This window comes from Dankookia sp. GCM10030260 (assembly GCF_042666655.1).
Classification (GTDB): Bacteria; Pseudomonadota; Alphaproteobacteria; order Acetobacterales; family Acetobacteraceae; genus Paracraurococcus.
Genome location: NZ_JBHTDE010000002.1, coordinates 968,270 through 979,932, shown reverse-complemented (window position 1 = coordinate 979,932; position 11,663 = coordinate 968,270). Strand labels below are relative to the sequence as shown.

Genomic DNA, 11,663 nt, shown 5'->3' with positions numbered 1-11,663 from the left:
GGCGGTACGTTGCCGGCGCACGCGACAGCGCCTTGCCGCCGCACGCGCCAGCACCTTGCCGCCGCACGCGGCGAGGCCTTGCCACCCCATGCCTTGACCCGGCGGCCGGCCGGATGTCCCATGCGCGACCTTACTGAGCGGGAGAGAACATCATGCGCGCCTGGGCCGTCGTCGAGACCGGAAAGCCGCTTCAGGAAATCGAGATGCCGACGCCGGAGCCGAAAGGCGCCGAGGTGCTGCTGGAAGTCACCCATGCCGGCGTCTGCCATTCCGACCTGCATATCTGGGAAGGCGAGTATGACCTCGGCAGCCGCGGCAAGATGCGGCTGACCGACCGCGGCGTGAAGCTGCCGCTGGCGATGGGGCACGAGATCGTCGGCCGCGTGGTCAAGCTCGGCCCCGACGCGGCGAACCAGGGCAGCAAGGTCGGCGACCTGCGCGTGGTCTATCCCTGGGTCGGCTGCGGCAAGTGCGCGGTCTGCCAGCGCGACGAGGAGAACATGTGTCTCTCGCCGCGCAGCCTCGGCGTCTACCAGAACGGCGGCTACGCGACGCATGTGCTGGCGACGCATGTGAAGCACCTGATCGACATCGAGGGCGTCGACCCGGCACTGGCGGCGACCTATGCCTGTTCCGGCGTCACCGTCTACTCGGCGATCAACAAGCTGCTGCCGATGGACCCGAACGAGGCGATCGTGCTGGTCGGCGCCGGCGGGCTCGGGCTGAACGCGGTGGCCATCCTCAAGGCGCTCGGCCACAAGCGCATCTGCATCGTCGACATCGACCAGAAGAAGCTGGACGCGGCGAAGCAGCAGGGCGCGACCGACGCGGTGCTGGCCGCCGGCGAGGACACCGCCAAGCGAATCGTCGAGGCCTGCGGCGGGCCGGTCGCCGGCATCATCGACCTGGTGAACGGCACCCAGACCAGCCGCTTCGCCTTCGACGCGCTGCGCAAGGGCGGCAAGCTGGTGCAGGTCGGGCTGTTCGGCGGCGAGATGAACATCCCGCTGCCGCTGATGCCGATCCGCGCGATCACCATCCAGGGCAGCTATGTGGGCGACGTGAAGGAACTGCGCGCGCTCATCGGCATCGCCAAGCAGGGCCAGATCCCGGCCATCCCGGTGGAGCTGACGCCGCAGAAGAACGCGGACGCCGTGCTCAACCGGCTGAAGAACGGCCAGATCACCGGCCGCGTCGTACTGGTCGGCGAAGCGGCCTGAGTGGCCGGGGGGGCGGCAACGCCCTCCCGCATCCGCCGCCATCCTTGCGCGGCCGGCAAGGCACCGTCAGCCGCCCTTCGCCGCGTCCCAGGTCGCGCCCCAGCGGTCGAGATAGGTGATCTCCTCCAGCGGGCCGCGGCCGACCGGGCCGAATTTCCCCATCGGCCAGCCGATCGGCAGGATGGCGTAGCTATGCACGCCTTCCGGCAGGCCGAGCGCCGCCTCGGCCTCCCGCTCGTAGAGCAGGTGCCGGGTGGTCAGGGTGGCGCCGAGGCCCAGCGCGCGCGCCGCCAGCAGCATGTTCTGCACCGCCGGATAGACCGAGGCGCCGCTCACCCGGGTCGGCCTGGGGTCGGCCAGGCAGGCGACGATCCAGACCGGCGCCTCGTGGAAATGCTCGGTCAAGTATTCCACGGCGCCGTGCTGGCGGTGGTATTTCTCGGCGGTGATGCCCGGCGGCGGGGGACTGCTGGCGTAGCGCGGGCCGATGACCTCGTCGAAGGCCTTCTTGTACCAGACCTGCACGGCCTGCTTGGTGGCCAGGTCCTTGACCACCAGGAAGCGCCACTTCTGCGTGTTGCCGCCATTCGCCGCCGCCGCGCCGGCGCGCAGGATCCTGACGATGAGCTCGTCCGGCACCGGGTCCGGCTTCAGCCGCCGCATGGCGCGGGTGGTCTGCATGATCTCGAAGACATCGGACATGGCGGCTGCTCCCCTGCGGATCACGGCGCGACGGACGACGCGGCCACTCCAGACGGCGTATATCGCGCGCCGCGGCGCCGCCCGGTCCGGCGCGAAGGCTAGCTGCGGGCCCAGGCTGGGTCCATCGCCGCCGCGCTATCGCCCCAGGTTGCGTCCGGCGAGGAAGCCGCTCACCAGCGCGACCGCGAGGCGTTCCAACGGCGGCATCTCACGGCCGCCGAAGGCGGTGGCGAAGGCCGTCGTATCCTGCCCAGCGCCGAGGGATGCCAGGATGGCCTCGACCTGCGCGTTGCCGGCCGGCGACGCGGCAGGCCGGCGCGACCGCCGACGGCGGTGCAGGGCGAAGGCCGCGGCGAGCGCAGCGAACGCATAGGCCCCGGCCATCGCCAGGCAGGCGACCAGCGGCCCGGCCGGGTCAGCAGCCCGGCACCGAAGCCGAGCACGGTGGCGGGCAGCGGATTGCGCGCGGCCTGCGCCTCGATCGCCGCCGTCAGGTCACTTAGCCCGGCCGGCGTCCTGGCGGCCGTCGCCTGGGCGTCCAGCGGCTCAAGCGCGGCGATCATGGCGGCAAGCCGCTCGATCTCGCGCCGCATGGCGGCGAGATCCGCCGGGGCGTCCGCCGTGCCGCTGCCTGCGCGATCCGACACGAGATCCTCCGGCCTGGGCGCCACCACCGGCCCATGCCAATGCCACTTCGCCATGACAAACCGGGCAGCCTAGGGATCGCCCAGTTCGGCCAGCGCCCGGCGCAGCGGCGCGTTCGAAAGGCGCATCAGCCCGTCGAAGGGCCGGTCGAGCTCGAGGATCAGGAACAGCGCCCCGGCGACCGAGATCGCACCGATCAGCAGCGCCACCACCACGGTGGGGTTGAGCCGTGTCATCAGCCCGAAGCCGAGGAACAGCATCGCCAGCCAGAACAGCAGCACCGCCAGGAAGGGCCCCGGCAGGGAACTGGAAAGTTGCTCCACCATCAGCATCCGGGTGCGCGAGATGGCCGCACCGATCTCGACGGCCCGCGCCAGCCACTGGCGTTGCGCGTCGGTGGCAGGGCGAAGTTGCTGCAACTGTGCGTAGAAGGGCTCCAGCGGGTTCTGCAGGCGCATCGGTGCCAGGCCCTCCGGACGGATGCCGTCGTCCGACAGGATGCGATGGAATTCGGCGGTGATGCCCTGGCGTAGCAGGCGCCTGGCTTCCTGCGACTCCGGCAGGTCGGGACCGTAGTGCAGCAGCATGCGGTCGAGCACGACGATATTGGCGGCGAGCAAGGCCAGGTCGTCGCTCTGCGCGCGGTAGGCAGCCTGGGTGGTGCTGACCAGCAGGCCGAGCACCAGGGCCGACATGGTGGCGACCAGCCCCATGACGAGCTTGACCGCGTCACGCGATTCGCTGTCCAGGTGGTGGTCCGGCAAGCGGTGACGCAGCCGGAGGCCGGCAAGCGCAGCGGCGAAGGTCCCGATCAAGGCGCCGAGCGCGACGACCAGCGGATTCACCGTCCCATCCCCCGCTTCCTCGATCCCGCAGCGCTTGCTTCTGTCCAGTCAGGCTAGCAGAGGCCCAAGCGCACCGGGCCTGCCTTTGGCCGTCGGCCGTGGGAACGGCGCCGTCACATTCCGGCGCGCGGGCCTTCCCGCGGCCAGGCGCGCCCCAGGACCGGGTCCCGCGCCGGGTCCGGCACCTGGGCGATCCGGCGCACGGCGCGGGCATGCTCGCCCGGGCGGCCGCGATGCTCGGTCGGCAACTGGCCGGCCGGATAGGCACCGACCACCAGCAGGTCGGCGCTGGCGCCAAGGTTGCGATGGCCGACCCCGGCCGGCAGCACCACGACGTCGCCAGCGGCAAGGTCCAGCGCCTTGCCGCCCTCCCCGCCCAGCATCACCCGAACCGTGCCGCGGGCGATCGCCAGGGCCTCATGCGCATCCGGATGATAGTGGTGGTAGGGGTAGATGCCGTTGCGCCACGCCGGCGGCCAGCCATGCGCCGCGAACAGCGCCTCCGCCGCCGTGGGATCGCCCGGCGGCAGCGCGGCGCGGAACAGCAGCACCGGCAGCCGAGGGTTGTTCGGGATGCTGCCGTCATCGGCAAAGCGGAAGAGCTCGGGTCCTGCGGTCATTTGCGCCTCCGCAAGCGGGCCAGCATGCCGAGCGTGCCATGGTTCGGGGTGGGATGGGGGGAGAAAGACCATGGCAAGGATCGATCGCCTGCGCGACTTCGTGCAGGCCATGACCAGGTTGGCGGATGCCGGGGTCGGCGAGGCGGCGTTCCAGGCCGCGGGCGCCGCGCTGCTGCGTGACCTGGTGGCGGTGGATGACTGGCTGCCGGACGCCTGCGCGGTGGTCGGGCCGCGGTATCGGCAATACCTGCTGCATTGCGACCCGGCGGAGCGGTTCAGCCTGGTCAGCTTTGTCTGGGGTCCGGGGCAGCGGACGCCGATCCACGACCATCTGGTCTGGGGCCTGGTCGGGCAATTGCGCGGCGAGGAATGTGCCACCGAATACAGGCTCGGCCCGCCCGGCACGCCCCCGCAGCCGGGCCGTTGCGACCGGCTGCGGCGCGGCGAGGTGGCGATGGTGACGCCAGGCAGCCACGACATCCATCTGGTGGAGAATGCCCTGGCGGATGCGCCGAGTATCAGCATCCATTGCTACGGCGGGAATATCGGCGCGGTGCGGCGGCATGCCTTCGACCCGGTGACCGGCGAGGCGCAGGAATTCGTCTCCGGCTATTCCGCCGACACGGTGCCGAATTTGTGGGATCGCAGCGCCGGGTAGCGGCGCGCGGCGAGCGCCCGGCTGCTAGGCTCCGCCACGGAACAGCAACCGGAGGGAACGATGCCCGAACTGCCGCCGCTCGATGAAGGCCTGCTGCCGGACGGCATCCGCGCCCGGATGATCCCCGGCATCAACGGATTGACGATGCACGTGCTGGAAGCCGGCGATCCGGGCGATCCCTGCCTGCTGCTGCTGCATGGCTTCCCGGAGCTGGCATGGTCCTGGCGCAAGGTGATGCCGGCCCTGGCCGAGGCCGGCTACCACGTGGTGGCGCCGGACCAGCGCGGCTATGGCCGGACCACCGGCTGGGATGCCGACTACGACGCCGACCTGGCGCCCTTCCGCATGCTCAACCTGATACGCGACCAGCTCGGGCTGGTCGCCTCGCTCGGGCTCGGCCATGTGGAGGCGGTGATCGGGCATGATTTCGGCTCGCCCGTCGCGGCCTGGTGCGCGCTGGTGCGCCCGGACGTGTTCCGCCGCGTGGCGCTGATGAGCGCCCCCTTCGCCGGGCCGCCCGCGCTACCCGAGGAGGACCCGGCCCGGCTGCCCGCGCCGGACGTGCATGCCGCCCTGGCGGCCCTGGCGCGGCCGCGCAGGCACTACCAGTGGTACTATTCGGAGCGCGGCGCCAACGCGGAGATGTGGCGCTGCCCGCAGGGCGTGCACGCTTTCCTGCGCGCCTACTACCACATGAAGAGCGCCGACTGGCCCGGCAACAGGCCCTTCCCGCTCGCCGGCTGGACTGCGGAAGCCCTGGCGAAGCTGCCGACCTACTACGTCATGGACCTGGGCCGCGGGATGGCGGAGACGGTGGCGCCGGAACTGCCGGATGCGGCCGCGATCGCCGCCTGCCAATGGCTCCCGGAGAGCGACCTTGCCGTCTATGCCGAGGAGTATGGCCGCACCGGCTTTCAGGGCGGGCTGCAATGGTATCGCTGCCGCACCACGGGACTGTTCGAGTCCGAGGCGCAGGTCTTCGCCGGCCGCACCATCGACGTACCGTCGATCTTCATCGCCGGCGGCAGCGACTGGGGCGTGGAGCAGACGCCGGGCGCGCTGCGCCGCATGCGCGAGCTGGCCTGCACGAAGATGGAAGGGGTGCACCTGGTCGAAGGCGCCGGCCACTGGGTGCAGCAGGAGCAGCCAGAGCAGGTCATCGACCTGCTCCTGAGCTGGCTGGGCTGACCAGAGGGCTCCCAAGGCCCTTCGGCCTTCGGTGGGTGGGTCCAGGGAGGGCAAAGCCCTCCCTGGGTGGTTGATGCTACAGCTTGACCTTGAGCAGCGCCCCAAGCTCGCCAACGAGACCGCGGCGGAAGGCCAGCACGCAGAGCACGAAGATCACGCCCTGGATGACGGTGACCCAGGCGCCCATCTCCGCCAGGTAGTTCTGCATGGTCACGATCACCGCCGCGCCGACCACCGGGCCGAAGACGGTGCCGAGCCCGCCGACCAGGGTCATCAGCACGACCTCGCCCGACATCGACCAGTGCACGTCGGTCAGCGTGGCGATGCCGAAGACGATAGACTTGGTGGCACCCGCGACCCCTGCCAGCGTCGCCGACAGGATGAAGGCCATCAGCTTGTAGTCGTCCGTCCGGTAGCCGAGCGAGGTCGCGCGCGGCTCGTTCTCGCGGATCGACTTCAGCACCTGGCCATACGGCGAATGGATGATGCGGTGGATCAGCAGGAAGCCGCCCAGGAAGACGCCGGCGACCAGCCAGTACATCGACATGTCGCGGTCGAGCGGGAAGATGCCGAGGAAGCTGCCGCGCGGGATGGCCTGGATGCCGTCCTCGCCGCCGGTGAAGGGCGCCTGGACGCAGAAGAAGTAGACCATCTGGGCCAGCGCCAGGGTGATCATGGCGAAGTAGATGCCCTGGCGGCGGATGGCGATCCAGCCAGCGACGACGCCGAGCAGCCCGGCGGTGACGCCGCCGATGATGATCGAGACTTCCGGCGTCAGCCCCCAGGCCTTGGCGGCATGGCCGGCGAGATACCCGCCCATGCCGAAATAGGCGGCATGGCCGAAGCTGAGCAGCCCGACATAGCCGATCAGCAGGTTGAAGGCGCAGGCGAACAGCGCGAAGCAGAGCAGCTTCATCAGGAAGACGGGGTAGAGCACGAAGGGCGAGACCACCAGGAAGGTGACCAGGACCCCGAGCGCCACAAGCTGCGCCCTGGTAAAGCCCCAGACGCCGTCGGATTCCTTGGCGGCATCGGGGATCGCGCCGACGGTGATGGACGTGGTGTCGGCCATGCTCAGGCCCTCCCGAAGAGGCCGGCGGGACGTGCGACCAGCACGATCGCCATGATGACGAAGATAACGGTGGCGGAGGCTTCCGGCCAGAAGACCTTGGTCAGGCCTTCGACGATGCCGAGCGCGAAGCCGGTGAGGATCGAGCCCAGGATCGAACCCATGCCGCCGATGACGACGACGGCGAAGACCACGATGATGAGGTTGGAGCCCATCTGCGGGTTCACCGAGTAGATCGGCGCCGCCAGCACGCCGCCGATCGCGGCCAGCGCCACGCCGAAGCCGTAGGTCAGCGTCACCATGCGCGGCACGTTGACGCCGAAGGCCTGGACCAGTGCGGCGTTTTCCGTTGCGGCGCGGAGATAGGCGCCAAGCCGGGTCCGCTCGATGATCAGCCAGGTGGCCAGGCAGAGGATCAGCGCCGCGACCACCACCCAGCCGCGGTAGATCGGCATGAACATGAAGCCGAGGTCCCAGGCGCCCGAGAGCTCCGGCGGGATGCGGTAGGGCAGGCCCGAGGAGCCGAACTCGTTGCGGAACACGCCCTCGATGATCAAGGCGAGGCCGAAGGTCAGCAGCAGCCCGTAGAGGTGGTCGAGCTTGTAGAGCTTACTGATGAACAGCTTTTCCAGCACGATCCCGGTGAAGCCGATGATGATCGGCGACAGGATCAGCGCCCACCAGTAGCCGATGCCGGCCCAGGCGAGCAGCATCCAGGCGCAGAAGGCGCCCATCATGAACTGCGCGCCATGGGCCATGTTGACGATGTTGAGCAGGCCGAAGATCACCGCCAGGCCAAGCGAGAGCATCGCATAGAAGGCGCCGTTGATCAGGCCGAGCAACAGCTGCCCGAAGAGCAGCGGCGCGGGGATGCCGAAGATGTCGTCCATGCGGGTGGTCTCGGTCCTTGGTTTATTGGGTCAGCTGCGGACGAGCGGGCAGCCACCCTCGGCGAGCGGCCGGAAGGCCTCCTCGCCCGGGGTGGTGGCGGCCAGCTTGTACAGGTCCCAGGGATTGCGGGATTCGCCCGGCGCCTTGACCTCGAACAGGTAGGCCGGGTGGATGCAGCGGCCGTCGGGCCGGATCGTACTGGCACCGAAGGCATCGTCGTCGGCCGGCATCGCCTTCATCCGGTTCACCGCCTCGACGCCGCTCGCCTTGGCCGCCGGCACGCCCATGTCGGCGACAGCCTTCAGGTAGTGCAGCACCGCGCCGTAGCAGCCTGCCGGCACCATGGCCGGCGGGCGGCCCTCGTTCTTCGCCCGCACGCGCTCGGTCAGCGCCCGGGTGCGGTCATTGAGGTCCCAGTAGAAGGCCTCGGTCAGGTTCAGCCCCTGCCCGGCCTCGAGCCCGAGCGACTTGACGTCGACGATGCCCATCAGCAGCGCGGCGAATTTCATCGAGCGCTGCAGCCCGAATTCGCGGGCGCCCTTGATGCAGTTGACCGTGTCGGTCGAGGCGTTGGCGAAGCCGAGCACCTTGGCCTTCGACGCCTGCGCCTGCAGCAGGAAGGCGGAGAAGTCCGTGGTCGCCGGGAAGGGATAGCGCACGTTGCCCAGCACCCGGCCGCCCTGCGCCCTGACGAAGTTGGAGGTGTCGCGTTCCAGCGCATGGCCGAAGGCGTAGTCGGCGGTGATGAAGAACCAGGAATCACCCCCGGTCTTGACGATGGCGGCGCCAGTGGACTTCGCCAGCATGTAGGTGTCATAGGTCCAGTGCACGGTGTTCGGGCTGCACTGCGCGCCGGTCAGGTCCGAGGTCGCGGCGCCCGAGTTCAGATGGACCTTGTTCTTCTCCCGCGCGATCTGGTTGACCGCCAGCGCGACGGATGAGGTCGGCAGGTCGACCACGGCATCGACGCCCTGGTCGAACCATTGCCGGGCGATGTTGGCCCCGACATCCGGCTTGTTCTGGTGGTCGGCCTGCAGCACCTCCACCTGGAAGCCGCGGCTGCCGAAATCCTGCACCGCCTGCTGGGTCAGGGCGACGCTGCCCGGACCGGTGGTGTCGCGATAGGGGCCGGACATGTCGGTGAGGACGCCGAGGCGGACCACCTGGCCGCCCTGGGCGCGCGCCCGGGGCAGCCCACCGAGCACCGTGGCAGCCCCCGCGGCAAGCACTTCGCGCCTGTTCAACGACATGTCCCTTCCTCCCCTTTGTTGTTATGCCTTCACGAAGCTGCAGCCACCCTCGCTCATCGGCCGGAAGGCGTCCTCGGCAGGCGTGGTCTGCAGCAGCTTGTAGTAGTCCCACGGTGCCTTGCTCTCGGCCGGGGTCTTCACCTCGAACAGGTAGGATGGGCAGAGCTTGCGGCCGTCCTCGCGGATGCGGCCCGGGCCGAAGGCGTCGTCGTCGGTCGGCATCGCCTTCATACGGTTGACGACATCGAGGCCGGAGACCTTGGAGGCCGCGACGCCCATGTCGGCGACCGCCTTCAGGTAGTGCAGCGCCGCCGAGTAGTTGGCGATCGAGGCCATGTTCGGCTTGATGTCCTTCAGCCGCGGCTTCAGGCGCTCGGTCACCGCGCGGGTGCGGTCGTTCAGGTCCCAGTAGAAGCTCTCGGTCAGCACCAGGCCCTGCGCGGTCTGCAGGCCGAGCGCATGCACGTCCGGCAGGAACATCAGCAGCGCGGCCAGCTTGGTGCCGCCCTTCATGATGCCGAATTCGGCGGCCTGCTTGATGCTGTTGATGGTGTCGGCGCCGGCATTGGCCAGGCCGATGACCTTGGCGCGCGAAGATTTCGCCTGCAACAGGAAGCTGCTGAAGTCCGACGTCGCCGGGAAGGGATAGCGCACCGCGCCGTTGACCTTGCCGCCCGCCGCCTTCACGAAGGTGCCGGTGTCGCGTTCCAGCGCATGGCCGAAGGCATAGTCGGCGGTGATGAAGAACCAGGAATCACCCCCGGCCTTCACCATGGCGCCGCCGGTCGACTTGGCCAGCATGTAGGTGTCGTACATCCAGTGCACCGTGTTCGGGCTGCACTGCGCGCCGGTCAGGTCGGAGGTCGCCGAGCCGGTGTTGATGTAGGCCTTGTTCTTCTCGCGCGCGACGTTGTTGACCGCGAGGCCGACCGAACTGGTCGGCACGTCGAGGATCATGTCGACGCCCTGATCATACCACTGGCGGGCGATGTTCACGCCGACATCGGGCTTGTTCTGGTGGTCGGCGAAGGTGACCTCGACGTTGAAGCCCTTGTTGCCGAACTCGGCCACGGCCTGGCGGGTGCATTCGACGCCATAGGGGCCGGAGATGTCGCGATAGGTGCCCGACTGGTCGTTCAGCACGCCGATGCGGATGGTGTTCGCCGCCTGCGCTCCGGCGAGGCGCGGCAGGGCAGGCATCATGGTGGCGCCAACGGAGGCGGCGAGCAGGCTACGACGCGACAACGACATACAAACTTCTCCTGTGGGACAGCGACGCCGCGGAGGCCTTCCCCGCGGCGCTGGATGTCTAGCTACGGACCAGCGGGCAGTTGCCCTCCGCCAGCGGACGCCAGGCCTCGGCGGCCGGGGTGTCCTGCAGCGGCTTGTAGTAGTCCCAGGGACCCTTGCTTTCCTCGGGCTTCTTCACCTCGAAGAGGTAGGATGGCGCGATCTTGCGGCCGTCAATGCGGATGCTGCCGGGGCCGAAGGCATCGTCGTCGGTCGGCATCGCCTTCATGCGGTTGACCACCTCGGTGCCCGAGCCCTTGGCGGCGGCGACGCCCATCTCGGCCACCGTCTTCAGGTAGTGCAGCGTCGCCGAATAGCAGCCGGCATGGATCATGTTGGGATAGAGGTTGGGCATCTTCGGCAGCACCCGCTTGGTGAAGGCGCGGGTGCGGTCGTTCAGGTCCCAGTAGAAGGTCTCGGAGCAGACCAGCCCCTGCCCGGTCTGGAGGCCGATGGAATGCACGTCGGTGATGAACATCAGCAGCGCGGCGAGCTTGATGCCGCGCTTGGTGACGCCGAACTCGGCGGCCTGCTTGACGCAGTTGATGGTGTCCGACCCAGCGTTGGCGAAGCCGATGACCTTCGGCTTGGCCGCCGTCGCTTGCAACAGGAAGGCGGAGAAGTCCGAGGTCGCCGGGAAGGGCGTGCGCACCGCGCCGAGCACCTTGCCGCCGGCCGCCTTGACGAAGTTCGAGGTGTCGCGTTCCAGCGCATGGCCGAAAGCATAGTCGGCGGTGATGAAGTACCAAGTGTCGCCGCCTGCCTTCACGGTGGCGCCGCCGGTCGACTTCGCCAGCATGTAGGTGTCGTAGGCCCAGTGCAGGCCGGCCGGTGAGCACTGCGTGCCGGTCAGGTCGGAGGTCGCCGAGCCGACATTGAGCGCCAGCTTGTTCTTCTCGCGCGAGACATTCTGCACCGCGAGGCCGACCGATGAGGTCGGCACGTCGAGGATCATGTCGACGCCCTGGTCGTACCACTGCCGCGCCAGGTTGACGCCGACATCGGGCTTGTTCTGGTGGTCGGCGAAGATCAGCTCGACATTGAAGCCCTTGCTGCCGAATTCGGCGATCGCCTGCTGCGCGCAGGCGACCGAGCCGGGCCCGGTATTGTCCTTGTAGGTGCCGGACATGTCGTTCATCACGCCGATGCGGATGGTATTCGCCGCCTGGGCGCGGGAAAGCCGCGGCAGGGCGGTGACCGCGCCGGCGGCAGCCCCAGTGGCCAACAGATGTCTGCGTGAAAGCTGCATCGAATTTCGCCCTGCTGTACGTCTCCAGGCATCCAG

The 11,663-nt window shown here is 69.0% G+C and carries 12 protein-coding genes; 3 read left to right on the top strand and 9 right to left on the bottom strand.

Annotation, left to right across the window (positions count from 1 at the left end):
- The first annotated feature begins 152 nt into the window (after positions 1-152).
- A complete protein-coding gene (locus ACFQS7_RS11055) occupies positions 153-1,220 on the top strand; it encodes an alcohol dehydrogenase (RefSeq protein ID WP_380067099.1) in 1,068 nt (355 codons plus the stop codon).
- Positions 1,221-1,286: 66 nt separating this feature from the next.
- Here ACFQS7_RS11055 and ACFQS7_RS11050 read toward each other — a convergent pair whose 3' ends face one another.
- The 4 genes from ACFQS7_RS11050 to ACFQS7_RS11035 all read right to left on the bottom strand — a co-directional run bounded on the left by ACFQS7_RS11050 (position 1,287) and on the right by ACFQS7_RS11035 (position 4,032).
- The gene (locus tag ACFQS7_RS11050) at positions 1,287-1,922 is read right to left on the bottom strand and encodes a nitroreductase family protein (RefSeq protein WP_380067098.1); all 636 of its coding nucleotides are present in this window, start codon (positions 1,920-1,922) and stop codon (positions 1,287-1,289) included.
- Positions 1,923-2,057: 135 nt separating this feature from the next.
- On the bottom strand, positions 2,058-2,306 hold the full coding sequence (locus ACFQS7_RS11045) for a hypothetical protein (RefSeq protein ID WP_380067097.1): 249 nt from the start codon (positions 2,304-2,306) through the stop codon (positions 2,058-2,060).
- A 332-nt stretch (positions 2,307-2,638) separates the two neighbouring features.
- Positions 2,639-3,412 (bottom strand): DUF4239 domain-containing protein, encoded by a 774-nt coding sequence (locus tag ACFQS7_RS11040; protein ID WP_380067096.1) that lies wholly within the window; start codon positions 3,410-3,412, stop codon positions 2,639-2,641.
- Positions 3,413-3,525: 113 nt separating this feature from the next.
- Entirely contained in the window at positions 3,526-4,032 is a 507-nt protein-coding gene (locus ACFQS7_RS11035) for a cupin domain-containing protein (protein ID WP_380067095.1), read from the bottom strand.
- Between the two features lie 70 nt (positions 4,033-4,102).
- Between ACFQS7_RS11035 and ACFQS7_RS11030 the strand changes: the two genes are divergently transcribed.
- Together ACFQS7_RS11030 and ACFQS7_RS11025 are read left to right on the top strand one after the other, a co-directional pair.
- The gene (locus ACFQS7_RS11030) at positions 4,103-4,690 is read left to right on the top strand and encodes a cysteine dioxygenase (protein WP_380067094.1); all 588 of its coding nucleotides are present in this window, start codon (positions 4,103-4,105) and stop codon (positions 4,688-4,690) included.
- Positions 4,691-4,750: 60 nt separating this feature from the next.
- Positions 4,751-5,878 carry an alpha/beta fold hydrolase gene (locus ACFQS7_RS11025; RefSeq protein WP_380067093.1) on the top strand — a complete coding sequence of 376 codons (1,128 nt, stop codon included), beginning with the start codon at positions 4,751-4,753 and terminating at the stop codon, positions 5,876-5,878.
- 76 nt (positions 5,879-5,954) lie between these two features.
- On the opposite strand, the gene ACFQS7_RS11020 is transcribed toward ACFQS7_RS11025, so the two are convergent.
- From ACFQS7_RS11020 to ACFQS7_RS11000, 5 genes are read right to left on the bottom strand one after another with little or no spacing between them, the layout of a single operon-like run.
- Positions 5,955-6,950, bottom strand: coding sequence for a branched-chain amino acid ABC transporter permease (locus tag ACFQS7_RS11020; RefSeq protein WP_380067092.1), 996 nt, complete (start codon positions 6,948-6,950; stop codon positions 5,955-5,957).
- A gap of 2 nt (positions 6,951-6,952) precedes the next feature.
- Complete coding sequence (locus tag ACFQS7_RS11015) at positions 6,953-7,837, bottom strand: branched-chain amino acid ABC transporter permease (RefSeq protein WP_380067091.1); 885 nt, start codon at positions 7,835-7,837, stop codon at positions 6,953-6,955.
- A gap of 30 nt (positions 7,838-7,867) precedes the next feature.
- Positions 7,868-9,088 (bottom strand): ABC transporter substrate-binding protein, encoded by a 1,221-nt coding sequence (locus ACFQS7_RS11010; RefSeq protein WP_380067090.1) that lies wholly within the window; start codon positions 9,086-9,088, stop codon positions 7,868-7,870.
- Positions 9,089-9,109: 21 nt separating this feature from the next.
- Positions 9,110-10,339, bottom strand: a complete 1,230-nt coding sequence (locus ACFQS7_RS11005; protein ID WP_380067089.1) for an ABC transporter substrate-binding protein — start codon at positions 10,337-10,339, stop codon at positions 9,110-9,112.
- 58 nt (positions 10,340-10,397) lie between these two features.
- Positions 10,398-11,627, bottom strand: a complete 1,230-nt coding sequence (locus ACFQS7_RS11000; RefSeq protein ID WP_380067088.1) for an ABC transporter substrate-binding protein — start codon at positions 11,625-11,627, stop codon at positions 10,398-10,400.
- Positions 11,628-11,663: the final 36 nt, after the last annotated feature.

Coding starts and splice junctions, on each gene's coding strand:
- ACFQS7_RS11055 (WP_380067099.1), top strand. CDS start 153: ATGCGCGCCTGGGCCGTCGTCGAGACCGGAAAGCCGCTTCAGGAAATC.
- ACFQS7_RS11050 (WP_380067098.1), bottom strand. CDS start 1,922: ATGTCCGATGTCTTCGAGATCATGCAGACCACCCGCGCCATGCGGCGG.
- ACFQS7_RS11045 (WP_380067097.1), bottom strand. CDS start 2,306: ATGGCCGGGGCCTATGCGTTCGCTGCGCTCGCCGCGGCCTTCGCCCTG.
- ACFQS7_RS11035 (WP_380067095.1), bottom strand. CDS start 4,032: ATGACCGCAGGACCCGAGCTCTTCCGCTTTGCCGATGACGGCAGCATC.
- ACFQS7_RS11030 (WP_380067094.1), top strand. CDS start 4,103: ATGGCAAGGATCGATCGCCTGCGCGACTTCGTGCAGGCCATGACCAGG.
- ACFQS7_RS11025 (WP_380067093.1), top strand. CDS start 4,751: ATGCCCGAACTGCCGCCGCTCGATGAAGGCCTGCTGCCGGACGGCATC.
- ACFQS7_RS11020 (WP_380067092.1), bottom strand. CDS start 6,950: ATGGCCGACACCACGTCCATCACCGTCGGCGCGATCCCCGATGCCGCC.
- ACFQS7_RS11015 (WP_380067091.1), bottom strand. CDS start 7,837: ATGGACGACATCTTCGGCATCCCCGCGCCGCTGCTCTTCGGGCAGCTG.
- ACFQS7_RS11010 (WP_380067090.1), bottom strand. CDS start 9,088: ATGTCGTTGAACAGGCGCGAAGTGCTTGCCGCGGGGGCTGCCACGGTG.
- ACFQS7_RS11005 (WP_380067089.1), bottom strand. CDS start 10,339: ATGTCGTTGTCGCGTCGTAGCCTGCTCGCCGCCTCCGTTGGCGCCACC.
- ACFQS7_RS11000 (WP_380067088.1), bottom strand. CDS start 11,627: ATGCAGCTTTCACGCAGACATCTGTTGGCCACTGGGGCTGCCGCCGGC.